Consider the following 25774-nt stretch of genomic DNA (forward strand, 5'->3'; position numbering starts at 1 on the left):
AAGAGGGCGTTGGGGTGATGGGGCGGTTTCAATCGTCGGGCATCAGCATCAGGATGCTGCGCGTGGACTTGCGCACGTCGTCGGCGTCCAGGTGCATGGTGTAGTAGCGGCCGAGCACGTAGTCCACGGCTTGGTCCTTGTAATGCGGGTCGAACAGTGCGCCGCTTTGGCCCACGGGGTTGATGCCTTGGGCCTGGCCGGGCGCGGCGAAGTCGATCACTCGGCGGGTGGACGGCCCCTGGTGCACGCTCCACGGCGCGGGGCCGAAGGCGTTGTTGAGATTGTTCGGCAGTTCGTGCCCGCCGGAAACGGGGTAGGGGCCGACGTTGAACAGCAGGTTCAGCGGCTTGATCTGGCCCAGTGGGTGCTGGTGGGTCAGCTGGTGGTTTTCGCTCCAGGCCCAGTGGTTGATGGCCGATTTGCCGTGCAGCTTCACCAGATGCGCCAGGGCGGCCTGCCAGGCTTGGCTCACGATGTCGGCGCGGGTTTCCTTCTCGTCCAGCGTGCCGCGGTCGTCCCACCAGGGCGAGTTCTCGTCGTTCACCAGTCGCGTCAGCGCGACGTCGATGGCGCGGGTGCGAAGCAGGTTGTTGAAGAAGGCGGGGCCCAGTTCATCGGCGAAGGTCGCGCGCGCCAACTCATAGAGAAACTGGTTGAACACCGTGGCAGCGATGCTGCCCGCGTCGTGGCTGCCGTTCCAGTGGCTCAACTGGTCGAGCAGGACTTTCTGCTCGACGGTGTTTTCCTGGGATTGTTCCACCGCCGCGCGCAGCAGGGGCAGCAGCGGGCGCAGGATGCGCGCCGCGTAGCCGCTCTGCTCGTCCAGTTGCAAGGCCTGGCTGTCGGCCGTGGTCCAGCCGCTGCGCTTGCTGCTCAGCACGAAGTCGAGCCGGCGCACGCGCTCCGGGTTGTGGTAGTAGCCATACACGGGTACGCCGCTGCGCGGCAGGGGTTGTTGATTGCCCGAGACGATGTAGCCGCGTGCCGGGTTCTCCTCCTGCGGGTTGTCGGCGAAGCGGTAATAACCGGGTTTTTCGGCCTGGCCCTGCGTGCTGTCGAGGATGAAGGCCGGGTTCACGTCGGTGGGGCGCTGCACCAGTTTGGCGGCGGCCCACCAGCCGATGTCGCCCGCCGCGTTGGCCCAGACAATGTTCAGGCCAGGTGCATGCAGTTTGCTGGCGGCCTGCCGGGCCTTGGTCAGGGTGTCGGCGCGGTTGAGCTCGTAGAACGCTTCGAGAATGGGGTTCTCGGCATCGTAGAAGGTCCACCACAACGCGATGGGCGTGGCCGAGGAACTGGTGCCCAGCGTGTCCGCAAAGACTGCGTTGATGATGGGCCCGTAAGGCGTTTGCCGGACCTGCAGGGGTTCGGGCTCCCCGCCCTTGACCTCAATGACTTCCTGGCGGGTGGCGAGATCCACCCACTGGCCCCGGTACCAGACCTGACGCGGGTTGGCCGGGTTGGGGCGCAGGGCGACCAAGTCCATGTCGTCGTTCTGGAACATGGTCAGGCTCCAGCCGAACTTGCTGTTGTGGCCCAGCATGGCATAGGGACTGAGTGCCTGGAAGTGGCCGTAGAGTTCAAAGCCGGGGGCGCTGAGGTGCGCCTCCCACCAGACCGCCGGCAGGCTGAAAGCGATGTGCGGGTCGCCCGCCAGCATGGGTTTGCCGCTGGCCGTGCGTTGGCCCGAGAGGGCCCAGGCGTTGCTGCCCTCCATCATGGGCACGCCCGCCAACTCCATCGCTTGCTGGCTGACCTCGCCCACGCGGGCCAGGGTCCGCCAGTCCGCGTCGCTCAGGGCCGCAAGTTGGGACACACGTGGCGGCGCGCCTGCGGTCCTGTCACCGTCCAGGCCGACCGGGGCGGCCTGCCCCAGCAACTGGGCCTGCGGGCTGAGCACGCCCAGTGGGTTCCAGTCCAGGTCGAAGATGCGCAGGTAGTCGGGGCCGAGCCGGTCGCGCACATAGCTCAGCACGGGCTCGGTCCGCAAGGCGGCGGCGAAGCTGTAGGCCAGGTAGCCGGTGACGGCCAGGGTGTCCTCGGGCGAGTAGGGCAGGGGGTTGTGGATGCCCAGAATCTCGAATTCCAGCGGCAGCGGACGGGTCTCTTGGAATTCGTTGATCCCGTCCAGGTAGGCTTGCAGCGCCGGCCAGGACGGGTGCCGCGGATTGATGGTTTGCACCCGCGCCTCGGCCTGGGCGCGCAGGCCCAGGGTGCGGAAGAGCTTGTCCGTCTCCAGCAGCTTGGGGCCGAGGATCTCGGACAGCTCGCCCTTGGCCAGGCGGCGCATCAGCTCCATCTGGAACAGGCGGTCCTGGGCGTGCAGGAAGCCCAGGGCGCGGTAGAGGTCGGTCTCGTTCTTGGCCTGGATGTGCGGCACGCCGCGTTCGTCCCAGCGCACCTGCACCGGGGCCGACAGGCCGCGCAGGTAGATCTCTCCGTCCCGCTGCGGCAGCTTGCCGCGCGCGTACCAGTAGCCCAGCGCGGCCGCCAGCAGCGCGGCGATCAGCAGAGTGAGCAGGGAGACGGCGAGGAGTTTGAGCAGGGTTTTCATGCGGAGCGTCTGGAAGGGGCCGTGGACAACTCGGAGTCGTGGGGCGGTGTCTGGGGCAGACTGCGTGTTTGTATCACTGTGGGGCGGGCTTGCCTTTCGAGGGGACGATGCCTGGGCCGCAGGCCCGGGCGGCGGCGATGCCGCTGCGCACGGCGCCTTCCAGAGTGGCGGGGTAGGGCCCCGCCACGTAGTCGCCGCAGGCGTGCAGATCGGGGCCGATGGACGCTGGGGGACGCTGCAGGCCGGGTGTGCAGGCAAAGGTCGCGCGTTTCTCGACGACGGTCTGCACGGCTTGTAGCGCCAGGCCCAATTGTTCCCGTGCCTGCTGCAGCACTTGTATTTCGATGTCTTCGCGCTCGCCTGTGCTCGCGCTGACGACAAAGGCCAGCAGGCCCTGGCTCTGGCCGGAGGCGTCCAGTTGCCCGCGGTCGAAGACGAATTGCGCGGGGCAGCGCGCCGAGCTGGGCAGGGCCAGCATGGGCGCGTGCAATCGGGCCTGGGGTGCCCAGGCGTAGACCGTGCTGATGACGGTGTGGTGCAGGGCCTGGGCCCGTGCCGCCCAGGCCGGGTGCGATTCGCGCGTCAGCCGTGCCGCCTCGGGGGCGGGACAGGCGAGGAGGATGGCGTCATGGCCCTGTAGCTCATGCAAGTCACGCACGCGTTCGCCCAAGCGCAGGACGGCACCGCGTGCCTGCAGCCAGCGCAGGGCGGCTTCAGGGAAGAGCGTTCCCAGGTCCACGCGCGGCAGCAGCAGGTCGGCCCCGTCGGGCGTCAAGAACAGCGCGTCGCGCAGCACACGCAGCAAGACCTCGGCGCTGGCTTCGTGGGCTGGGGTGTTGAGCGCGGACACGCACAGCGGCTCGATCAGCTCGGTCAGCACGCGTGGGCCGATGATGCCAGGCGGATGGGCGCAGAGCTCGGCCACGCTCCAGGTGGCATCGCACTGAAAGCCGGAGCGTTGCCAACCCAGCGCGGCGCGCAGGAGGCCAAGGCGTTCGCGCCAGGGCCAGGACGGGTGCCGCAGCACGCCGACCAGCACGCGCCAGGACGCGGGCATGAAGGCCGGCAGACGCGGCAGGCGCAGGCCCTCGCCGTCAGGGCCGACCAGTGTCAGGGGCAGGCGCAACAGGGCCCCGTCCTGGGCGGCGTTCGGGCCGGTGTCCGTGGTCACGCCCACCGTGCGCAGCAGGCGCAGGGTCTCGGTGTAGGCGCCGATCAGGATGTGCTGGCCGTTGTCCAGCGTCAGCGTCCGCCCATCGGGCAGAGGCAGGTCCACGCCGCGGGCCCGCCCACCCGCAGTGCGCGCGGTGTCGTGCAGCGTGATTTGGTGGCCGGCTTGCGTGGCCGTGATGGCGGCGGCCAGACCGGCCCAGCCGGCTCCGACGATGGCGATCTTCACGGCGGTTGTGACGCGAATGCCGGCCGAGCCATGCACGCCGGACCGAGCCTGCGCAGGATCTTCACAGCCGGCCCAGGGCCTGGACCTTCCAGGCCAGCCAGAGCTTGCGCAGCGGTGTCAGGGCGATGCGCTGGTGCAGCACCTGGAAGTCGTCGCGTTCGATCTCGCCCAGCAGGGTGCGGTAGATGCTGGCCATCATCAGGCCGGGCTTCTGCGCGCGACGCTCGGCCGCGGGCAATTGGGCGTGCAAGGTCAGCGCCTCGTCGTACAAGGCCTGCGCCCGTTCGGCCTGGAAGCGCATCAGCGCGATGAAACGCTCCGAATACTGGCGGTTCAGGATTTCATGGGCCTTCACGTCGAAGCGCTGCAGCTCGTTGATCGGCAGGTAGACGCGCCCGCGCAGGGCGTCCTCGCCCACGTCGCGAATGATGTTGGTGAGCTGGAAGGCCAGGCCCAGGGTGTGGGCGTAGCGTGTACGACCTTCGTCCAGGGCCGGATCCGCCACGCGCGAACCGCCAAAGATGCTGGCCGCCACTTCGCCCACCACGCCCGCGACCAGGTGGCAGTAGCGTTGCAGACCGGGGTAGTCCAGGTAACGGCTTTGCTGCAGGTCCATCTCGCAGCCTTCGATGACGGCCAGCAAGTGCCGCGCCTCGATGCCGTAGGTCGCGACATGCGGCATCAGCGCCTGCAGCACGGGGTGGCCGGGCTGGCCTTGCCAGGCACGCCGCACCTCGGCTTGCCACCAGGCCAGTTTGGCGGCGGCCACGCCTGGGTCGTTGACTTCGTCGACCACATCGTCCACTTCGCGGCAGAAGGCGTAAAACGCCGTGATCGCAGCGCGCCGGGGCGCGGGCAGAAAGAGAAAAGCGTAATAAAAGCTGCTGCCCGAGGCAGCGGCCTTGTCTTGGGCGTACTGCGCGGGGGAAGGCGACGAAGGAGCATGAACCGGCATGGCTCGGCATTCTCCCATGCCGGGCTTCATGGATCGCACGGTGCTGGTTCTGTTTGGAATGGATTCGAGGGTTTACCCTGGTGCCATCGCAGACGCAACGTCTTGTTAACAAGAGCCAGCCAATGCCGACAATCTATGTACTATCCACAGGCGCCTGAAGCGTTGGCAGGCCCGGGCCACAATCGGCCCCTTTTCCTTTTGCTTGATCAGAAGAAAGTCGATCCAGATGAGTCACAGGCTGTTCGCGCTGATGCGCCAATTCACCATTCGTTTCCGCATGTATGCCGCCATTGGCGTCGTGCTGGTGCTGCTGCTGTTGGTGGGAGGCGCGGGCATGTTCGGCATGTTCCGCATTCACCAGATCAGCGGTCAGGTCATCAATGAGTCCCTGGACGCGGTGGACCGGGTATCCAAGCTGCGCCTGGAAATGGCGCTGGCCCGCCAGCACGAAAAGGACATGATCATCCAGTACGAACAGCCCGAGCGCGTGGCCGAGACCCGAACGCGCTGGGAGGCCTCGGCGACCCGCATCGAGCAGGCCCTGAATGAGCTGGCCGAGAGCCTCAAGGGCGAGCAGAAGGATCAGATCGCCAAGGCGATGGAGCACTTCAAGCAATACCACGCCCTGTTCGGCCATCTGTCCCGCCAGATCGAAAGCAGCGTCTACGACACCGCCACGGCCGCCAACCGCATGAGCATGCGTGCGGTGGGCGAGCTGACCGCCACCGACAAGGCACTGAACCAACTGGACGAAACACTGCGGGTGGAGGCCAAGGACGCCAACACCAACCGCAACGATCTGCTGGACAACATGCTGTTCATCTTCGCCGGCTTGGTGGTGATGAGCCTGCTGATCGTCGTGCCCCTGACCCTGCTGAACATGCGAGCGATCTGCCAGCCGGTGGAACAGGCACGGCAGCTGTCGCAGTCCATTGCCAGTGGCGACTTGACGCAGAGCCAGCAGGCGGAGGGCCGCGACGAAGTCGCAGACCTGTTGCGCGCGCTGGAACAGATGCGCGCCGAGCTGGCTGGCATGGTGGGGCAGTTGCGCGACGCGGGCGAGAACATCGCCACGGCCAGCCGCGAGATCGCCACCGGCAACCAAGATCTGTCCAACCGGACCGAACAGACCGCGAGCAACGTCCAGCACACCGTCAGCTCCATCAGCGGGCTGACCGGCCATGTGCAGCACACGGCCAACGCGGCGCAAAACGCCAACCAGCTCGTCGCCAAAGCCACGCAGTCGGCCCAGAGTGGCGGCAAGGAAATGGAAGAGGCGGTGCAGAGCATGTACAGCATCAGCGCCAGCGGCAAGAAGATCGCGGACATCGTCGCCGTGATTGACGGCATTGCCTTCCAGACCAACATCCTGGCGCTGAACGCGGCGGTGGAAGCCGCGCGCGCGGGCGAACAGGGGCGGGGTTTCGCGGTGGTGGCCAGCGAGGTGCGTTCGCTGGCTGGCCGCAGCGCGGACGCGGCCAAGGAGATCAAGACCTTGATTGGGGCCAGCGTCTCCGCCATTGACGGCGGCGCGCGCCAGGTGGAGGCCGCCGGCGCGGCCATGCAGGAAATCGTCTCTGGCATTCAGCGTGTGCGCGACATCATGGGCGAGATCACCACGGCGGCGGACAGCCAGTCCCATGGCATCGGCCAGGTGGATCAGGCGGTCCAGGAAATCGACCGCATGACCCAGCAGAACGCCGCGCTGGTGGAAGAGTCCACGGCCGCAGCGCAGTCCATGCGCGAGCAGGCGGATCGCCTGGCCGACATCGTGCGTCAGTTCCGCCTGGCCTCGTCGGGCGGCCGGGGCGCCTCGGGTGGCGCGGTCACGGGCTCGGCACGGCCTCTGTTGCTGACGTCCTGAGCGGGCCCGCGCACGGCGCGGTGGTCAGTTGAGGGGCCTCTGCGAGGCCCTGAATTCCCGCGGGCTCAAGCCCGTGTAGTCGCGGAACACGCGGCTGAAGTGCGCCATGTTGCTGAAGCCCCAGGACAGGGCGATCTCGGTGATGGCGCGTTCCTTGAGCGAGAGGGCCGCGGCCGTGCGGCGCAATTCCTGGAGGCAGCCGTCCAGCCGCAGGGTCTGGATATGACTGGACAGCGTGCGGGTTTCGTCGGACCAGGCGTTGTAAAGGTGCCGCTTGCTGCAGTTCAAGGCCGCGGCCATGCGTTCCACTGTCAGCGCGGGGTCGCGCAGGTGCAGGGCGAGGTAGCCATGGATGCGGTCCTTCAGTGCCTCGCGCTGGGTGTGCCGGGTTTCCTGTCCAGCGAGTTCGATCAGCGAGAGTCGCACCAGTTGGGCGATGAGCTCACCCGCGCCGTGGGCGGCGTCAGCGCTCATGTGCGGCAGTTCCTGGAAGGTGCTGCGCATGGCGGAGAGCGCCACTCGGGCGATGCCCGCGGCCGGGCCGTCCCGGTCCGCGCCGATCGGTCGGGCCACCAGCGGGTCCAGCCGCAGTCCACGCTCGGTCAGCTGAGCCTTGGGCAGCATCACGATCAGGTGTTCCACGTCGCCGGGGTTGTCCACTGTGTAGCCGCGCGTGGTGTCGTAGAGCGTCCATGCCCCCGGACCTACCCACGCCTCGCGGCCGTCCTGCTCCACGCGGGCACGCCCTTGCAGGGGCGCGACGATCTTGAGGTAGGCCGGGGCGGTATCGGCGCGCGCCAGTAGGTGTGTGCGTTGCACGCGGTGGCGCTGGGCTTCGAGTCGGGTGAGGATGATGTCGCCCGCATGCAGGCGCGCAATGCTGCCGTCAAAGGCCGTGTCGCCATAGAGATCGGATTCCAGTCCACCGAAGAGCGTCCAGTTCCATTCGCGCCAGAGCGATGCCCGCTCGGTGGGGGCATAGGCATCGGTACTCAAGGTGGCGGCATGCATTCGGGGATTATCGGATCGCCATCCGGGTGGACAAGAGGCGCGCGGGTTAACCCCGATGCTCGTGCGCGGAGGGGCAATTACTTTGTGCACGCTCAGCAAAGCCGCGCGGCGGGCAGGCCCCTAGGATTGCAGAGCATCAAAGATGGCATCACAGCCCTACAACCCGAGAGGAGACAAACATGGCCCCAGCCCAGGTTCAACAGAGCAAGCGCACCCTGATCAAGGGTGCTGCGGCCGTCGTCGGCGCGGCGACCTTCGCCCCGCAACTGATGGCACAAAACGCACCCGTGCGTATCGGCTACACCATGGCACGCACCGGTCCCTGGACGGGCGGCGCGCAGACCAGCCAGGAGCCCAACTATCTGCTGTGGGCCGAGCAGCAGAACGCGGCGGGTGGCCTGGACGTCAAGGGCACGCGTCGCAAGATCGAGCTCGTCAGCAGCGATGACCAGAGCAATGTGGAAACCGTGGTGCGCACCTATGAAAAGCTCATGGGCAGCGACAAGGTGGATCTGGTTTTGCCGCCCTGGGGCAGTGGCGCGAACTTCGCCGTCGCGCCCCTGGCCAACCGCTATGGCTACCCCTTCCTCGCGCCGACCGCGCTCTCCAAGAAGCTGGTGGACCTGAAGTTGCCGTACTTCTTCCTGTTGCTGCAGCAGCCGGCGTCGATGATCGGCGCGTTGGTTGATCTGCTCAAATCGCAAGGCGTGAAGACCGCGGCGGTGATCTACGTCGACGACCTGTTCGGTCTGGAGAACTACGCCGCGCTGAAGGAGGCGGTGAAAGGCAGCGGCATCCGCCTGGTGGAGGAGAAAAGCTATCCCGGCAGCACCCAGGACTTGTCGCCCGTGCTGCGCGCGATCAAGGACAAGAACCCGGATGCCTTCATCGGTTTTTCCTATCCGCCAGACACCATCCTCGCCAGCAAGCAGTCCAAGGAAGTCGGCTTCAACCCGAAGTTCTATTACGCCTCGGTGGGCACGGCCTTCCCGCTCTATACCAAGGTGATGACGGTGGCGGGCGCCGAGGGCGTGATGGGCATGGGTTCGTGGAATACCAAGACCAGCCCCGGTGCAAAGGCCTACTTCGACGCGCATGTCGCGAGCCAGAAGAAGGAGCCGGACCGCTGGGCCAGCGGCGCCGCCTGGGCCGGGCTGGAGATCCTGACCAATGCGGTCAAGAGCGTGGGCCTGGACCGCAAGGCGATCCGCGATTTCGTGGCGAACAACACGCACCAGACCATCCTCGGCGAGATCAAGTTCAACGGTAGCGAGAACGTGGGCACGCCAGGCACGGTGGGGCAGTGGCAGAAGGGCGAGTTCGAGGTGGTGTGGCCGCCGGCGCGTGCCACCGCAAAGCTCATCACCAAACCGAAATGGTGAAGTGATCGGTAGTCCCCCTGAGGCACTGCGCGCCTTCCCCCCTGAACGCCAACCTTCGGTGGCAGGGGGGACGCAGCCAGTGGCCTGGCAAAGCCAGATCCACGGCTGCCCCGAATTGGAACTCCCTGCCTCTCTCTTCCTTCATGTCCTTCACCGCCTGGCTTGAACTCATCGTCTCCGGTCTGATCACCGGGGGCATTTATGCGCTGATCGCCCTCGGGTTGAACCTCCAGTACGGGCTGATGCGCATCCTCAACATCGCGCACGGCGAATTCCTGATGGTCGGGGCCTACCTGACCTGGCTGGTGCAGACGCAGTTCGGTCTCTCTCCGCTGCTGATGATTCCGGTGTCCTTTGCCGTGCTGATGGTGCTGGGCATGGTCTTGCATTTCCTCTGCTTCCGTCGCTTGACTCAGACCTCACCCAACCTCGATGTGTTCGAGGCGCGCAGCCTCATGGTGGCCTTTGGCTTGATGTTCCTGGTACAGAACTTCGTGTCCTGGGTTTGGGGCGGGGATCTGCGCGGTTACGACTACCTGACCGAACCGGTGAAATTCGGCGACATGCAGTTCGCGGGCAATAAGCTGCTGATCTTTGGCCTGGCCCTGGTGTTCGCCGGTGCGCTCATCGTGTTGATGCGTCAGACGCTGTTGGGCAAGGGTGTGCGTGCGTTGATGCAGTCGCCCACGGGCGCGCAGCTCATGGGCATCGACACGAAAAAGCTGCATCCGCTGATGTTCGGCATCGGCCTGGGGCTGTCGGGCGTGGCCGGCGCGCTGCTGTCCATGGCCTACACCATCACGCCTTTCATGGGGCAGCCCTACACGGTGACCGCCCTCGTCGTCATCACCCTGGGCGGTTTCGGCAGCATGGGCGGCGCGCTGGTGGGCGGCTTGTTCCTGGGCGTGATCGAAGCCCTGGGCATGCACTTCACGAACCCCTCACTCAAGGCGCTGTTGTCCTACGCCGTCTTCATCGCCGTGTTGCTGTTGCGGCCCGAGGGCTTGTTCACGCGCAAGAGCCGCAAGGCTTGACGCGGCGTTGACCGATTCAGATGCTTGTGATGACATCAAGACAAATCCTCATTCGCGACCTGCTGGTGCTGCTGGCCTTCACGGGCTGGGCGCTTGCTTTGCCGGCCTATGCCAGCGAGTTCGTTTCGTCCATGGCCTTGACTTGCCTGATGTACGTGGCGTTGTCCTCGAGTTGGGGCCTGTTCTGCGGCAGCACACGCTACCTGTCGCTGGCGACCTCGGCCTTCTTCGGCATCGGGGCCTACACCTCGGCCATGCTGCTGGGCGAATTCGCCTGGCTCACGGTCATTCTGATTGGTGCGGGCATCGCGGTGATGGTCGCCATTCTGATGGGGGCGGCCGTGCTGCATCTGCGCGGCACGTATTTCGCGGTGCTGACCTTCGGCATGACGGAGCTCATCCTGCACGCCGTGACCTATTTCGAGAAGTCGGTCACGGGTACGGTGGGGCGGGTGCTGATGGTCGTGCCCGAGCGCGAGACCATCTACCTCACGGTGCTGGCCCTGGCCGTTCTGGCGGTGGCCGTGTCCATCGTCGTGCGGCGCACGCGCTTCGGCCTGGCACTGTTGGCCATCGGCGCCGACGAGCAACGCGCGCAGACCCTGGGCGTGAACACGCGCCTCGTGAAAGTCGCGGGGTTTGCACTGACGGCGGCTTTCGCGGGTGCGGTGGGCGCGGCCATGGCCGTGCGCTGGACCTACATCGACCCGCACACCGTGTTCAATCCTTTCATCGGTTTCCAGACCGTGCTGATCACCCTGATCGGTGGCGTGCTCACGCTCTGGGGGCCACTGCTGGCCGCCATCATTTTCAGCGTGCTGGCCGAGTCGCTGCGCTTGCAGTTTCCGCAGATCTATCTGATGTCACTGGGCCTGCTGCTCATCCTCTGTGTGCTCTACCTCCCGGGCGGACTGGCGTCCTTGCGCTGGGCCACGTTCAAGGGTTGGTGGACCGACTGCCGCGAGTGGGTCCGGGATTTGAAGCGCGACCTGTCCGGCGAGAAGGAACGCGAGAAGCAGCGTGCTTTGAAGCGCGCGCGGGAGAACTACTTTGTCTAGCATGCCCACCTTCCCCCCTGTTGTCGCGCGCACCGCACTTTCCTCCGAGGGGGCGTCGCTTGCCTTGCGGCAAGCCGGCGGCGACCGGCCCCAGACCTACCTACTCGAGGCACGGGAGGTGACCGTGCGTTTCGGCGGTCTGGTCGCCGTGGATGCCGTCAGTGCTCGTTTCATGCCCGGCGAGCTGGTGGGCATCATCGGCCCCAATGGCGCGGGCAAGACGACTTTCTTCAACGCCATTTCAGGCGTGCAGCCGCCAACCGAAGGTCGCTTGCTATGCCAAGGCCATGACCTGACGGGCAGGCGGCCGCATCGCTACGCAGCGCACGGCGTGGCGCGTACGTTCCAGACACCGCGCGTCTTCGGCGACATGGCGGTGACGGACAACATTGCCTTCGGGCTGAAGTTCGCGGGCCGGCGCCCGCGCAAGTACATCTTCTGGGGCGAGGAGAAGGACGTGCCCTGGGCCCTGCGGGACGCGGCCAGCATCCTGCAGCTGATTGGCCTCTCGCAACAGGCGAACCTGCCCGCGGCGGCCATCACGCCGAGCCAGCAGCGCTTGCTGGAAATCGGCATGGCGCTGGCCACGCGGCCCAAGCTGCTATTGCTCGACGAGGTGGCGGCGGGTCTGACGGAAGCCGAGATCGAGGACATGGCGCGCCTGATCGGGCGCCTGCGCGACGAACTGGACTTGACCGTGATCTGGATCGAGCATGCCGTGACCACGCTGCTGCGCCATGTGGAGCGCGTGATCGTGCTGCACCAGGGCCGCAAGATCGCTGACGACACCCCGCGAAGGTGGTGCGCAACCCCGAGGTCATCGAGGCCTACCTGGGCGATGAGATGGCGGAACCTGACACCGGAGTTGAGGAGGCTTCGACATGATGGGGTGGCGCGACACCCCCTTTGTGCTGGGGGATAAGAAACATGCGCATCTGCAGGTGCGGGGCCTGAGTGCCGGTTATGGTGCCTTTCTCGTGCTGCGCGACCTGCGCTTCGAGGTCAAGCCCGGCCTGACGGTCATTCTCGGCCCCAATGGCGCGGGCAAGACCACCTTGCTGAAGGCCTTGATGGGGTTGATCCCGCGCCAGGGCCTGGTGCTGCTCGATGGCGAGGAACTGCCGGAAAAGACGCACGAGGTGGTGCGCGTCGGCGTGACCCTGGTGGCCGAGGGCCGGCAGCTGTTCCCGCAGATGACGGTGCTGGAGAACCTGGAGCTGGGTGGCTGGCTGGTCGAGAAGAAGGAGCGTGCAGGCCGCGTCGACCAGGTGCTGGCCGACTTTCCCAAGTTGCGTGAACGCGCTCAGCAGCTGGCCGGCACCATGAGTGGCGGCGAGCAGCAGATGGTGGCCGTGGCCCGCGCCATGATGTGCGCCCCCCGCCTGCTGATGCTGGATGAACCCTCTCTGGGTCTGGCACCGCGCATGGTCGATGAGCTCTTGGCCATTGCCCGCCGCATCGCCGACGCCGGTACCACCGTGCTGATGGTGGAGCAGAACGTCAAGAAGGCGCTGGCCGTGGCCGATCGCGGGTATGTGCTGGAACGCGGCGTGTTGGTGGCCAGCGGCCCGGCCCGTCTGCTGGAGCGCAGCAACGTCATCCGCGAGGCCTACCTGGGTGCGGACGCCACCGACCAGACCACGGCGAGCGACGCCGTGCAGCGCCGCAGGTCTCAAACACCTCAAACCGTTTCGGCTGAACCTGTTGAAGCCCTTCGACAAGCTCAGGCTGAACGGGCCTGATTCATTCTGACCACAAGGAGTCCACCATGTCCGATCTGTCCATGCTCATCAACGGCCTGAAGGTCACGGCCGAGAAAGGCGCCACCTTCGAGCGCCGCAATCCGCTGGATGGCACGGTGGCCACGCGCGCGCCCGCTGCGTCCCCCGCCGATGCCGTGATGGCCGTTGAAGCCGCTGCCGAAGCCTTCAAGACCTGGAGCCAGACCGGTCCCACCGAACGTCGGATGTTGCTGCTCAAGGCCGCCGATGCGATGGAGGCCAAGACACCCAAGTTCATCGAGGCCGTCGGCGCCGAAACCGGTGGCACGGCCATGTGGGCCGGCTTCAACGTGCACCTGGCCGCCGGCATGCTGCGCGAGGCGGCGGGGCTGACCACGCAGATCGCGGGCGAGGTCATTCCTTCCGACGTGCCGGGCAGCCTGGCCATGGCCGTGCGCCAACCTGCGGGTGTGGTGCTGGGCATCGCGCCCTGGAACGCACCCGTCATCCTGGCCACGCGCGCCATCGCCGTGCCGCTGGCCTGTGGCAACACCGTGGTGCTCAAGGGTTCGGAGAACAGCCCGCGCACGCACCAGTTGATCATCGAGTCCTTCATGGACGCGGGCTTTCCGCCCGGCGTGGTGAACTACATCACCAACGCACCGGCCGACGCGGGCGCGGTGGTCGAGGCCATGGTCGCGCACCCGGCGGTGCGGCGCGTCAACTTCACGGGGTCGACCCGCGTGGGGCGCATCATCGCCATGACCTGCGCCAAGTACCTCAAACCCGTGGTGCTGGAACTGGGCGGCAAGGCGCCCATGGTCGTGCTGGACGATGCCGACCTCGACGACGCCGTCAACGGCGCAGCCTTCGGCTGCTTCGCCAACAGCGGGCAGATCTGCATGAGCACCGAGCGCCTGATCGTGGACGAGAAGATCGCCGACGCCTTCGTCAAGAAGTTCGCCGACAAGGCCAGGAACCTGCCGCTGGGCGATCCGCGCAAGCCCGAACCCGTGGTGCTGGGCTCGGTGATTGGCATGAGCACGGTCGAGCACTGCAACGCCCTGATCGACGACGCGCTGGCCAAGGGCGCCAAGCTGTTGTGCGGCGGCAAGGCCACCAACACGCTGATGCCCGCCACCTTGCTCGACCGTGTGACTCCGGCCATGAAGATCTACCACGAGGAAACCTTCGGCCCGGTCAAGGCCATCGTGCGCGTCAAGGGGGTGGAAGAAGCCATTGCCTGCGCCAACGACAACGAGTACGGGCTGTCGTCTGCCGTGTTTGGCGGTGACATCGGGCGTGCCATGAACGTGGCGCGCCGCATCGACAGCGGCATCTGTCACGTCAATGGTCCCACGGTGCACGACGAAGCCCAAATGCCTTTCGGCGGCGTCAAGGCATCGGGCATCGGGCGTTTCGGTGGTCGGCAGGGTGTGAACGAGTTCACCGAGCTGCGCTGGATCACCGTGCAGACCACCCCACGCCACTACCCTTTCTAAAGAAGGCTCGCTTCAACCTGCTGCGCGGGCCGATCTTGCGCCTGCGGTGCTTGCCGTACTCCAGCACGGCTGCGCTTATCGGCGCAACCTCGACCCGCTCGCCACGGTTTCTCCGCGCCTTCTTGGAACCCAGTCGGCGCGGTTTCTTTTTCAGACGCGCAGGCGGTCACACCAGCATGCCGCCAGAAGCCTCGATGCGCTGCGCGTTGATCCAGCCGCTGCCGGGCGCGAGCAGGGCAGCAATGGCGCCGCCAATGTCGTCCGGCAGTCCCACCCGACCCAGGGCGGTCTGGGTGGCCAGGGCGCGGTTCAGGTTGGCGTCATCGCGCACTCGGCCGCCTCCGAAGTCGGTCTCGATCGCGCCGGGCGCCAGCGTGTTGACGGCGATGCCGCGCGGCCCCAGCTCCTTGGCCAGGTAGCGCGTCATCACCTCGACCCCGCCCTTCATCACCGCGTAGGCGGAGCTGCCGGGGAAGCTGAAGCGCGCCAGGCCGCTGGAGATGTTGAGGATGCGGCCGCCATCGGCGATCAGCGGCAGCAGCGCCTGCGTCAGGAAATACGGCCCCTTGAGGTGTACGCGGTACAGGGCATCGAAGTCGTCTTCCTTCGTTTCCGCAAAGGCGGCGTGATGTCCGAACCCCGCGTTGTTGACGAGGTGATCGAACTGCGGGCGTTGCCATTGTGTGTTCAGCAATTCGCGCAGCCGCGCCGCGAACGCGGGAAAGCTGGCGCTGTCGCCCGCGTCCAGGGGTAGCGCGGCGGCGCGCCGGCCCTGTGCTTTGTAGTGCTCCTGGATCTGCGCCACCACGGCCAGGGCGTCGGCTTGCTGGCGTTGGTAGGTGAGGATCACGTCACTCCCCTGGGCGGCCAGGGCGAGCGCGGCGTTGCGGCCCAGGCCGCGGCTGCCGCCGGTGATCAGGGCGATGGGGGTGGGTGTCTGCGTCATGGTCAAGCTCCAGTCAGGGTTGGGGTTGGGACAGGAGTGACTTTATTGATCGATATGAATAAGATAAATTGGCTGTTTATGATTAATTTGTTCGTAATTATTGAACAATAAGGCGTCTACAGTCCAGTCACCGCACCCAGGAGCCCGCCATGCTGCGTCCCGAGCAATTGCAGATCTACACCCGCGTGGCTGAACTGGCCAGTTTCACTCAGGCGGCGGACAGTCTGGGTCTGCCCAAGGCCAGCGTGTCGCAGGCGGTGCAGCAACTGGAGTCCAGCCTGGGCACGCGACTGCTGCACCGCACGACCCGGCGCGTGCAGACCACGCAGGACGGCCAGGTGTTCTACGAGCGCTGCAAGGACCTGCTGGCCCAGCTGGACGAGGCCCAGTCTCTGTTCCGCACCGGTGGCGAGGCCGTGCGCGGGCGCCTGCGTGTGGACATGCCCAGCGGCGTGGCGCGCCAACAGGTGCTGCCTCGGCTGGGGGAGTTCCTCGCGCAGCACCCCGAACTGGAACTGGAACTCAGCAGCACGGACCGGCGTGTGGACCTTGTGCGTGAAGGCTTCGACTGCGTGCTGCGCATCGGGACGCTGGACGACTCCGCCTTGGTGGCCCGGCCCCTCGGGTACATGGTCCAGCTCAACTGCGCCAGCCCCGTCTATCTGGCCCGATACGGCACGCCCCAAACGCTGGAGGATCTGGCAGACCATCGCCTCGTGCACTACCTGCCGACGCTGGGCGCGCGGCCCGTGGGCTGGGAGTATTTGGAGCATGGCGCAGTGCGCACCCTGCCCATGGCGGGCGCGCTGACGGTGAACGACACGGCGGCGTACTCGGCGGCCTGCGTGGCGGGCCTGGGCCTGATCCAGGCGCCCGCCATCGGCATGCGACCCCTGATCGAGCAGGGCCTGCTGGTCGAGGTGTTGCCCCAGTGGCGCGCTCCTGCCATGCCGGTGTCACTGGTCTACGCCCACCGCAGACAGTTGCCGCGCCGCGCTCAGGTGTTCATGAACTGGCTGGCCGAGATCCTGGGGGCCAAGCTGGCGCCGGCGGCCACCACCGACCCAGCGTCTTAGGCAGACTTGACCTTTCCATGGTGCCCGAGCCTGCCCCGGATCGCTGGTTCAAGGTGGTTGGTTCAAGGTGGTTGCGCGCATTCCGATGGCACGCCACAGCAGCAGCGCTGTGTCGGCCGCGGTGATGCGTGGCCGGAGCTGCAGGGGGTTGCAGCCCTGGGCCTCGATCTTGTCGAGGATGCGCAGGCCGCCTTGCACGACGAAGCGCAACTCCCAGGCCATGCGGCCGGGCACGCGGTGCACCAGCGGGGCGCCTTGCCGCATCAGGTTGCGCGCCCAGGCGCAGCAGTCGGCGATCAGGGCCTGCGTTTGCGGGGTGCTGTGCAGCGCGTGCAAGTCCGCGTCGTTCACGCCATGGGCGGCGCGGTCGGCTGCCGTCAGGTAGTGGCGACCACGCGGGATGTCCCGGCTGAGGTCCTGCCAGAAATTGATCAGTTGCAAGGCCGTGCAGATGGCGTCGCTTTGCGCCAGCGACGCTGGGTCACCGATGCCATGAAGGTGCAGCATCAGGCGGCCGACCGGGTTGGCGGATCGACGGCAGTAGTCCAGCAGTTCGGCGCGATCGGCGTAGGCCGCGCCAGGGGCCTTGCCCTGTTCGGTCTGGCGGGTCTTTTCCACGTCTTGCATGAAGGCGGACAGCAGATCAGTCAGCGGGGCTTCTGGAAGCTGGAAGTCATGGACGGCGAGGCGCAGCGGGCCGAAGATGTGGGGCCAACGCGACGCGGCTGCGGCAGCGGCGGCAGGGCCAACGGGCACGGAAGGGGCAAAGCAGGCCAGCAGCTCGGCCCGGTAGGCCGCCAGATCGGCCAGCCGTTGCGTGGCTGGTGCATCGCCCTCGTCGGCCAGGTCGTCGGCCGTGCGGGCGTAGTGGTAAAGCGCCCGAACCGGCGCACGCAAACGGGGCGGGCACAGTACCGAGGCGACAGGGAAGTTTTCGTAATGCTGGATCGAGGAAGCTTCGTTCACGACAGGGAGATGGCTTGACAAGCCATGGGGGTTTTATTTAAATTACTGACTGGTCAGTCATTAACAATCCAATCGGCGGAACTCTCATGCGGCATCGTTCTTTATCTTTCCTGCTCCGGGTGGGCGGCATCGGCCTGGCACTGATGGCTGCCATTGTGCTGTCGGCGTGCTCGAAATCGACCCCGGTGGAAGAACCGGTGCGTGCCGTCAAGGTACTGACGGTGGGAGCCAGCCCATTGCAATCCACACGCGAGTTCGCGGGCGAGGTGCGCGCGCGCACCGAGTCGCGGCTCGGTTTCCGTGTCGCGGGCAAGATCGTCCAGCGGCAGGTGGATCTGGGCCAGCATGTGAACGTGGGCGAGGTGCTCGCGCAGCTGGACGCGCAGGATTATCAGCTCACGGCGGATGCGGCCCGCGCTCAGGCCGCGGCAACCCGGACCAACCGCGATCTAGCAGCCGCCGATCTGCAGCGCTACCGCGAACTGCGGGCGCAGAATTTCATCAGCGATGCCGAGTTGGACCGGCGTGAGGCGCAACTGAAGGCTGCGCAGGCGCAACTGGATCAGGCCGAGGCTCAGTTGACGACACAAGGCAACCAGGCCCGCTACGCCAAGCTGGTGGCGGATGCGGCCGGCGTGGTCACCGCGATCGAGGCGGAGCCGGGTCAGGTGGTGGCCGCAGGCGCGCCGGTGCTGCGCATCGCTCAGGACGGTCCGCGCGACGTGGTGTTTTCCGTGCCCGAAGGTCAGGTCGCGACGATGATCAACGGCAAGCCGGTTCAGCTGCGTATCTGGGCCACCGGGGAAATGCTGCCCGGTCGCGTGCGCGAGGTCGCGGCGAGCGCCGATCCGGTGACCCGTACCTTCCTGGTCAAGGCCAGCATCGAAGCCGCGGACGCCGTGCGCAAGTTGCCGCCGCTGGGTGCGACCGTGGCGGTGCTGCCGTCCGCTCCCGCGCCGGCGAAGAACGCCAATGCCAGTGCAACCACCATGCAAGCCATCAAATTGCCCAGCAGTGCCTTGCGGCAGGATGGACAGGTCACCGCAGTCTGGGTGCTGGACACCGCAAGCATGACCGTGCGGTCCCAGGCCGTCCAGGTCTCGACCGCCGACGGCAACGAAGCCGTGATCGCGTCCGGCCTGCAGCCAGGGCAACTGGTCGTGGCCACCGGGGTTCATGTGCTGTCGCCGGGTCAGAAAGTGACGATCTACCAACCGAAATCGGCCCAGGCTGCGGAGTGAGACTGCCATGACGCAGATGGAACCTAAAAAGGGCTTCAACCCCTCGCGTTGGGCCCTAGAGCATCCCGCGCTGACGCGCTACCTGATGGTGGTGCTGATGGTGCTGGGCATGGCGGCCTATTTCCAGCTCGGGCAGGACGAAGATCCGCCTTTCACCTTCCGGGCCATGGTGGTGCGCACCACCTGGCCAGGGGCCACCGCGCAACAAGTGGCCGAGCAAGTGACGGACAAGCTGGAGCGCACCCTGCAGGAGGTGCCCTACGCCGACAAGATCCGCAGCTATTCCAAGCCGGGTGAGTCCCAGATCGTTTTCAACCTCAAGGACTCGATGCCCCCGTCCGACGTGGCGGGCACCTGGTATCAGGTGCGCAAGCGGGTGGGCGACATGCGCCATACCCTGCCTTCGGGTGTCCAGGGCCCTTACTTCAACGACGATTTCGGTGACGTGTACGGGGTCATCTACGCCCTGGAGGCCGAGGGCTTCAGCTACGCCGAACTCAAGGACTTCGCCAATGACGCGCGCCAGCAACTGTTGCGCGTGCCCGATGTGGCCAAGGTCGAGCTGTTCGGCGCGCAGGACGAGAAGGTTTTCGTCGAGATCTCGCAGAAGACGGCGGCGCAGCTCGGGCTGGACATGAACCAGGTGCTGGCCCAGCTGGGCCAGCAGAACGCCGTGGAAAGCGCGGGGGCGGTGCAGACGCCGCTGGACGTGGTGCAGGTGCGCGTGGCCGGGCAGTTCAACGCGCTGGACGAGTTGCGCGAGATGCCGATCCGCGGCACCTCGGGCGCACAACTGCGCCTAGGCGACATTGCCACGATCACGCGCGCCTATGCGGACCCGCCGACGGTCAAGGTCCACCATGATGGACGTGAAGTCATCGCCCTGGGCGTGTCCATGGTCAAGGGGGGCGACATCATCGCGCTGGGCAAGGCGCTCAAGGCGGTCTCGACGCGCATCGAAAAAACCTTGCCGGCGGGCGTGCGCCTGCTGCAGGTGCAGGATCAACCGCGGTCCGTGTCCGAGTCGGTCAACGAGTTCGTGCATGTGCTGATCGAGGCCGTGGTGATCGTGCTCGCGGTCAGTTTCCTCAGTTTGGGTTTGCACAAGCGTGAGACCCCGGTGGGCCGTCCGCTGCCACTGTGGCGCCGCTGGTACGTGGACATGCGTCCAGGGCTGGTGGTGGGCATCACCATTCCGCTGGTGCTGGCGGTGACCTTCCTGGCCATGCACTACTGGGGCATCGGCTTGCACAAGGTGTCACTGGGGTCACTCATCATCGCGCTGGGCCTGCTGGTGGACGACGCCATCATCGCCGTCGAGATGATGGTGCGCAAGATGGAGGAGGGCTACGACAAGGCACGCGCCGCCACCTTTGCCTACGAGGTGACGGCCATGCCGATGCTGACCGGCACGCTGATCACGGCCACGGGCTTCCTGCCCATCGGCATGGCCAAGTCTTCGACCGGGGAATACACCTTCGCCATTTTTGCGGTCACCGGCATTGCCCTCGTGCTGTCCTGGCTGGCGTCGATCTATTTCGTGCCCTACCTGGGCAATGTGCTGCTCAAGGTCAAGCCCGCGGCGGCGGGTACGGAGCATCACGAGCATTTCGACACGCCGTTCTACCAAGTCTTTCGCCGCACGGTCAACTGGTGCGTCCAGCACCGGTGGCTGACCATCGGTGCTACCTTGCTGACCTTCGCGCTCGGCCTGGTCGGCATGAGCCGCGTGCAGCAGCAGTTCTTTCCGGATTCCGTGCGCCCGGAAATCCTGGTGGATCTGTGGTTGCCCGAGGGCACGTCCTTCGCGGCCAACGAGGAAGTGACGCGCCGCGTGGAGCGACGTCTGATGGCGGAGGAAGGCGTCACCGCCGTCAGCACCTGGGTGGGTTCTGGTGTCCCGCGGTTCTACCTGCCTCTGGACCAGGTGTTTCCGCAGACCAATGTGTCCCAGCTCATTGTCATGTCGAAAGATCTGAAGGTGCGGGAGTCGCTGCGGCTGAAGCTGCCGGTGGTGCTGGCCCAGGAATTCCCGGAGGTGCGCGGGCGCGTCAAGTTGCTGCCCAACGGGCCGCCGGTGGCCTATCCCGTGCAGTTCCGCGTGATGGGGGCGGACCCGACGGTGTTGCGCGCGCGCGCCGACGAGGTGAAGGCGGTGATGCGCGAGAACACGAACACGCGGGGTGTCAACGACAACTGGAACGAATCGGTCAAGGCGATCCGCCTGGAAGTGGATCAGGACAAGGCCCGCGCCCTGGGTGTGACCAGCCAGTCCATCGCTCAGGCCACCAAGACCACGCTGGTTGGCGCGACGGTGGGGCAGTTCCGCGAGGGGGATAAGCTCATCGATATCGTGCTGCGCCAACCGCTGGACGAGCGCGATGCCGTCACCGACCTGGGCAACGCCTATCTGCCCACGGCCACCGGCCGCCAGATTCCGCTGACCCAGATTGCCAAGCCCCAGTTCACCTGGGAGCCGGGCGTGATGTGGCGCCAGAACCGCGATTACGCCATCACGGTGCAGAGCGACATCGCCGAGGGCCTGCAGGGCGCGACCGTGACCGCAGAGCTGCTGCCCGCGCTCAAGGCCCTGGAAGCGCGTTGGCCGAATGGCTACCACATCGAGGTGGCCGGCACCGTGGAGGAAAGCTCCAAGGGTTCCAGTTCGATCGCTGCCGGCCTGCCGGTGATGCTTTTCATCACCTTCACCCTGCTGATGCTGCAATTGCAGAGCTTCAGCCGTGCCCTGCTGGTCTACCTGACGGGCCCGCTGGGCATCGCGGGCGTGGCAGCGGCCTTGCTGCTGTTCAATCGGCCTTTTGGCTTCGTCGCGCTGCTGGGCGTGATCGCGCTCATGGGCATGATCCAGCGCAACTCGGTGATCCTGATCGATCAGATCGAGCAGGAGCGCGCGAACGGCGTGCCGACCTGGGATGCGATCGTCGAGTCCGCGGTGCGACGCCTGCGCCCCATCGTGCTGACCGCGGCGGCGGCGGTGCTGGCGATGATCCCTCTGTCACGCAGCGTGTTCTGGGGCCCGATGGCCGTGGCCATCATGGGGGGGCTGATCGTGGCGACCGTGTTGACGCTGCTGGCCTTGCCGGCGATGTACGCCGCATGGTTCCGCGTGAAGCGTGACAAACCGGCCTTGTATTGAGCGGTGCGCAGGAGGGACCCTCGGCATGGGCAGAGTCCCGCAGGGAGAAAAGCCTTGCGGGATACCCAGCCAGGGGCGAGGAATCAGGGTGTCGGCCCGGTTAAAATAGTCGGTTCACCGATTTCGTAAGGCGGTGTTGCAAGCCAAGAGGCTTGTGATGACCGCCTTTTGTCTTTCCTTGCGCGGGTGGCGAAATTGGTAGACGCACCAGGTTTAGGTCCTGACGCCCGCAAGGGTGTGGGGGTTCGAGTCCCCCCCCGCGCACCACACAGTGGCAATTCCTGGCGGCCAAGGCCGCTGTAGTTGTCCCGATCTGTCCGAATCGTCGATTTTTTGGAGTAGACCATGGCCGTTACCGTTGAAACCCTCGAGAAGCTCGAGCGCAAGATCACCCTGAACCTGCCGGTGGACGTGATCAAGACCGAGGTGGACGCACGCCTCAAGAAGCTGGCGCGCACCGTGCGCATGGATGGTTTCCGTCCTGGCAAGGCACCGATGAGCGTCGTGGCCCAGCGATATGGCTTCTCGGTGCAGTACGAGGTGATGAACGACAAGGTGGGCGAGGCGTTTGCCGCCGCCGCCAACGAAGCCAAACTGCGTGTCGCGGGCCAGCCGCGCATCACCGAGAAAGAAAACGCGCCCGAGGGCCAGGTCAGCTTCGACGCGGTGTTCGAGGTCTATCCCGAAGTGAAGATCGGAGATCTCGCTGGTGCCGAAATCGAAAAGGTCAATGCCGAAGTCAGTGACGCGGCCATCCAGAAAACCGTCGAGATCTTGCGCAAGCAGCGTCGAAGTTTTGCCCAGCGTGGCAAGGACGAGGCTGCCCAGGATGGTGACCGCGTGGCGGTGGATTTCGAAGGCAAGATCGATGGTGAGCCCTTCCAAGGGGGCAAGGCCGACGGCTTCCAGTTTCTGGTTGGCGAAGGCCAGATGCTCAAGGAGTTCGAAGAGGCCGTGCGTGGCATGAAGACGGGTGAAAGCAAGACCTTCCCCCTCGCTTTCCCCGCGGACTACCACGGGCAGGACGTGGCAGGCAAGACCGCCGATTTCCTGGTCACGGTCAAGAAGATCGAGGCTGCGCATCTGCCCGAAGTGGACGACGCCCTGGCCAAATCCCTGGGTGTGGCCGAAGGCACGGTAGCAGCTTTGCAGGCGGATATCCGCAAGAACCTGGAGCGCGAGGTCAAGGCTCGCCTGGCGGCGCGCAACAAGCAGGGGGTCATGGACACCCTGATCGCCAAGGCCGAGCTCGACCTGCCCAAGAGCATCGTCGCGGCCGAGCTGGACCGCATGGTCGAGAGCGCGCGCGCCGACCTGAAGGCCCGTGGCATCAAGGACGCCGACAAGGCCCCGATCCCGACCGAACTCTTCACCCCGCAAGCCGAGCGTCGCGTGCGCCTGGGCCTGGTGGTGGCTGAGTTGGTGCGTGCCAACAAGCTGGAAGCCACGGCCGAGCAGATCAAGGCGCACGTGGACGAGCTGGCTGCCAGCTATGAGCGTCCGGAAGAGGTCAAACGCTGGTATTTCAGCGACAACCGCCGCATGGCCGAGGTCGAAGCTGTGGTGATCGAAAACAACGTCACCGAGTTCGTGCTGTCCAAGGCCAAGGTGTCGGACAAGTCGATTTCCTTCGATGACCTGATGGGTCAGCCTGGCTGATCTCGTCGTCGCGCGTGAATGGGGCCTGAGCCGGGCTTGCAGTCCTGGCGGCAGGCCCCATTTGCTTGAACGGCGGCCTGACCGCTGTTCACGGGCCTTGCCGGATTTCCGTTATATAAATGGCGATAAAGTCCGGGTCTCTCATTTGGAGTCAACATGAATCTGCGCAACTCTGTCGCTCACCCCACCGCCTACCACGGCGCCACCGAAACGCAAGCCTTGGGCATGGTGCCGATCGTGATCGAGCAGTCGGGGCGTGGCGAGCGTTCCTACGACATTTACTCGCGCCTGCTGCGCGAGCGTGTGATCTTCCTGGTGGGGCCGGTGAACGACCAGACCGCCAACCTGGTGGTGGCGCAACTGCTGTTCCTGGAAAGCGAGAACCCCGACAAGGAGATTTCGCTCTACATCAATTCCCCGGGTGGCAGCGTGAGCGCGGGCATGTCCATCTTCGACACGATGAACTTCATCAAGCCCGACGTGTCCACCCTGTGCATCGGCATGGCGGCCAGCATGGGCGCTTTCCTGCTGGCGGCAGGCGCCAAGGGCAAGCGGTTTTCCCTGCCCAATTCCAAGATCATGATCCACCAGCCGCTCGGTGGCGCACAAGGCCAGGCAACGGAGATCGAGATCCATGCCCGAGAAATCCTCAAGACACGCGAGCAACTGAACAAGATCCTGGCCGAGCGCACGGGCCAGCCGCTGGAAAAGATTGAGCGCGACACCGAACGTGACTACTACCTGTCGGCCGACGAAGCCAAGGACTACGGCCTGGTTGACCAGGTGATCGCGAAACGGCCCTGAGCCTCCTCGCGGCGCGGTTTTTGCATGGCAAAACCAGGACCTTTTTCGAGGCCTGGATTGCCCGCCCTAACAGGCCGCGCGCTTGGTTATGATCTGCCCGGGAATTTCCCGGTGGGCAAGGAAGGTGATGAACATATGGCCGACAAAAAAAGCACATCCAGCGAAAAGACCTTGTACTGCTCTTTCTGCGGCAAGAGTCAGCATGAGGTCCGCAAACTGATTGCCGGCCCCTCCGTTTTCGTCTGCGACGAATGCATTGAGCTGTGCAATGAAATCATCCGCGATGAACTGCCCGCGCCCACCGAGCAGAACGCGGGGCGCGGTAGCCTGCCAGCTCCAGCCGAGATCAAGGCCAATCTGGACAACTACGTGATCGGTCAGGACCCCGCCAAGCGCACGCTTGCCGTCGCGGTGTACAACCACTACAAGCGGCTGCAGCACAAGGAAACCGCGCGCAAGGATGAGGTGGAGTTGTCCAAGAGCAATATCTTGCTGATTGGTCCCACCGGCTCGGGCAAGACGCTGCTGGCGCAGACCCTGGCGCGACAGCTCAATGTGCCTTTTGTGATGGCGGATGCCACCACTCTGACGGAAGCTGGTTATGTGGGCGAGGACGTCGAGAACATCATCGCCAAGTTGCTACAGAACTGTAATTACGAGGTCGAGAAAGCCCAACGCGGCATCGTCTACATCGACGAAATCGACAAGATCTCGCGCAAGAGCGACAACCCCAGCATTACGCGTGATGTGTCGGGCGAAGGCGTCCAGCAGGCGCTGCTCAAGCTCATCGAGGGCACGATGGCCTCGGTGCCACCCCAGGGCGGGCGCAAGCACCCGAATCAGGATTTCATCCAGGTCGACACCACCAACATCCTCTTCATCTGCGGTGGCGCGTTCGCCGGCCTGGAGAAGGTGATTGAGCGCCGCACGGAATCGTCCGGCATCGGCTTTGGTGCTGCCGTCAAAAGCAAAGCCCAGCGCAGCCTGACGGAAGTGTTCAAGGAAGTCGAGCCGGAAGATCTGATCAAGTACGGCTTGATCCCTGAACTCGTGGGGCGCATGCCCGTGGTCGCCACCTTGGCCGAGTTGAGCGAGGACGCGCTGGTGCAGATCCTGACCGAGCCCAAGAATGCGCTGGTCAAGCAGTACGCCAAGTTGTTCGGGATGGAGGGCGTGGAACTGGAAATCCGCCCCACGGCCCTGGCCGCGATTGCCAAGAAAAGCCTGGCCCGCAAGACCGGCGCGCGTGGGCTGCGCTCCATCATGGAGCAGTCCTTGATCGACACGATGTTTGACCTCCCGACCTTGAACAATGTAGAGAAGGTCGTGGTGGATGAGTCCACGATCGAGGAACACAAACCGCCGCTGCTGGTCTACCGCGAGGCGGCCAAGCAGGCCTGAAGAGCATGTACGAACCGGGAGCCGGCCAGTGCCCAGGCGCCCGC

Annotated in this window: 18 protein-coding genes, 1 tRNA gene and 1 pseudogene; 14 read left to right on the plus strand and 6 right to left on the minus strand. The window is 65.5% G+C overall.

The window, feature by feature from the left end; translation table 11 throughout:
• Window positions 1-28: 28 nt before the first annotated feature.
• The 3 genes from DW355_RS10230 to hpnD all read right to left on the minus strand — a co-directional run bounded on the left by DW355_RS10230 (window position 29) and on the right by hpnD (window position 4908).
• Window positions 29-2554 carry a penicillin acylase family protein gene (locus tag DW355_RS10230; protein WP_131279829.1) on the minus strand — a complete coding sequence of 842 codons (2526 nt, stop codon included), beginning with the start codon at window positions 2552-2554 and terminating at the stop codon, window positions 29-31.
• Between the two features lie 73 nt (window positions 2555-2627).
• The gene (gene hpnE, locus DW355_RS10235; protein ID WP_131279831.1) at window positions 2628-3953 is read right to left on the minus strand and encodes a hydroxysqualene dehydroxylase HpnE; all 1326 of its coding nucleotides are present in this window, start codon (window positions 3951-3953) and stop codon (window positions 2628-2630) included.
• Window positions 3954-4014: 61 nt separating this feature from the next.
• Window positions 4015-4908, minus strand: coding sequence for a presqualene diphosphate synthase HpnD (hpnD, locus tag DW355_RS10240; protein WP_131279833.1), 894 nt, complete (start codon window positions 4906-4908; stop codon window positions 4015-4017).
• Between the two features lie 226 nt (window positions 4909-5134).
• On the opposite strand from hpnD, the gene DW355_RS10245 reads away from it, so the two are divergent.
• Window positions 5135-6772 carry a methyl-accepting chemotaxis protein gene (locus DW355_RS10245; protein WP_131279835.1) on the plus strand — a complete coding sequence of 546 codons (1638 nt, stop codon included), beginning with the start codon at window positions 5135-5137 and terminating at the stop codon, window positions 6770-6772.
• A gap of 24 nt (window positions 6773-6796) precedes the next feature.
• Here the strand turns inward: DW355_RS10245 and DW355_RS10250 are convergent, their stop codons facing one another.
• Window positions 6797-7783: a helix-turn-helix domain-containing protein gene (locus tag DW355_RS10250; RefSeq protein WP_131279837.1), complete on the minus strand. Its 987-nt coding sequence runs from the start codon at window positions 7781-7783 to the stop codon at window positions 6797-6799.
• Between the two features lie 179 nt (window positions 7784-7962).
• Here DW355_RS10250 and DW355_RS10255 point away from each other — a divergent pair, with 179 nt between their 5' ends.
• From DW355_RS10255 to DW355_RS10280, 6 genes and pseudogenes are all read left to right on the plus strand, one after another.
• Entirely contained in the window at window positions 7963-9165 is a 1203-nt protein-coding gene (locus DW355_RS10255) for an amino acid ABC transporter substrate-binding protein (RefSeq protein ID WP_131279839.1), read from the plus strand.
• A gap of 143 nt (window positions 9166-9308) precedes the next feature.
• Complete coding sequence (locus DW355_RS10260; protein ID WP_131279841.1) at window positions 9309-10199, plus strand: branched-chain amino acid ABC transporter permease; 891 nt, start codon at window positions 9309-9311, stop codon at window positions 10197-10199.
• Between the two features lie 20 nt (window positions 10200-10219).
• Entirely contained in the window at window positions 10220-11257 is a 1038-nt protein-coding gene (locus DW355_RS10265) for a branched-chain amino acid ABC transporter permease (protein ID WP_131279843.1), read from the plus strand.
• A gap of 64 nt (window positions 11258-11321) precedes the next feature.
• Window positions 11322-12142, plus strand: a pseudogene (locus DW355_RS10270) (ABC transporter ATP-binding protein).
• Complete coding sequence (locus DW355_RS10275) at window positions 12139-12999, plus strand: ABC transporter ATP-binding protein (RefSeq protein WP_242671109.1); 861 nt, start codon at window positions 12139-12141, stop codon at window positions 12997-12999. Before DW355_RS10270 ends, DW355_RS10275 begins: the two are co-directional and overlap by 4 nt.
• A gap of 26 nt (window positions 13000-13025) precedes the next feature.
• Window positions 13026-14480: an aldehyde dehydrogenase gene (locus tag DW355_RS10280; protein WP_131279845.1), complete on the plus strand. Its 1455-nt coding sequence runs from the start codon at window positions 13026-13028 to the stop codon at window positions 14478-14480.
• A 166-nt stretch (window positions 14481-14646) separates the two neighbouring features.
• On the opposite strand, the gene DW355_RS10285 is transcribed toward DW355_RS10280, so the two are convergent.
• A complete protein-coding gene (locus DW355_RS10285; RefSeq protein WP_131279847.1) occupies window positions 14647-15426 on the minus strand; it encodes an SDR family NAD(P)-dependent oxidoreductase in 780 nt (259 codons plus the stop codon).
• 149 nt (window positions 15427-15575) lie between these two features.
• On the opposite strand from DW355_RS10285, the gene DW355_RS10290 reads away from it, so the two are divergent.
• Window positions 15576-16502, plus strand: a complete 927-nt coding sequence (locus DW355_RS10290) for a LysR substrate-binding domain-containing protein (protein WP_131279850.1) — start codon at window positions 15576-15578, stop codon at window positions 16500-16502.
• A 48-nt stretch (window positions 16503-16550) separates the two neighbouring features.
• Here DW355_RS10290 and hpnC read toward each other — a convergent pair whose 3' ends face one another.
• Complete coding sequence (hpnC, locus tag DW355_RS10295) at window positions 16551-17468, minus strand: squalene synthase HpnC (protein ID WP_131279852.1); 918 nt, start codon at window positions 17466-17468, stop codon at window positions 16551-16553.
• Between the two features lie 86 nt (window positions 17469-17554).
• Between hpnC and DW355_RS10300 the strand changes: the two genes are divergently transcribed.
• From DW355_RS10300 to clpX, 6 genes are all read left to right on the plus strand, one after another.
• Window positions 17555-18709, plus strand: coding sequence for an efflux RND transporter periplasmic adaptor subunit (locus tag DW355_RS10300; protein ID WP_131279854.1), 1155 nt, complete (start codon window positions 17555-17557; stop codon window positions 18707-18709).
• A gap of 7 nt (window positions 18710-18716) precedes the next feature.
• The gene (locus DW355_RS10305) at window positions 18717-21866 is read left to right on the plus strand and encodes an efflux RND transporter permease subunit (RefSeq protein ID WP_131279857.1); all 3150 of its coding nucleotides are present in this window, start codon (window positions 18717-18719) and stop codon (window positions 21864-21866) included.
• 180 nt (window positions 21867-22046) lie between these two features.
• A tRNA-Leu gene (locus DW355_RS10310) sits at window positions 22047-22133 on the plus strand.
• Window positions 22134-22211: 78 nt separating this feature from the next.
• Entirely contained in the window at window positions 22212-23525 is a 1314-nt protein-coding gene (tig, locus tag DW355_RS10315) for a trigger factor (RefSeq protein WP_131279859.1), read from the plus strand.
• Window positions 23526-23681: 156 nt separating this feature from the next.
• Complete coding sequence (gene clpP / locus DW355_RS10320; RefSeq protein WP_278249360.1) at window positions 23682-24329, plus strand: ATP-dependent Clp endopeptidase proteolytic subunit ClpP; 648 nt, start codon at window positions 23682-23684, stop codon at window positions 24327-24329.
• Between the two features lie 135 nt (window positions 24330-24464).
• Window positions 24465-25730, plus strand: a complete 1266-nt coding sequence (gene clpX / locus DW355_RS10325; protein WP_131279861.1) for an ATP-dependent Clp protease ATP-binding subunit ClpX — start codon at window positions 24465-24467, stop codon at window positions 25728-25730.
• The last annotated feature ends 44 nt before the right edge of the window (window positions 25731-25774 follow it).

This window comes from Hylemonella gracilis (assembly GCF_004328645.1).
Taxonomy (GTDB): Bacteria; Pseudomonadota; Gammaproteobacteria; order Burkholderiales; family Burkholderiaceae_C; genus Hylemonella; species Hylemonella gracilis_B.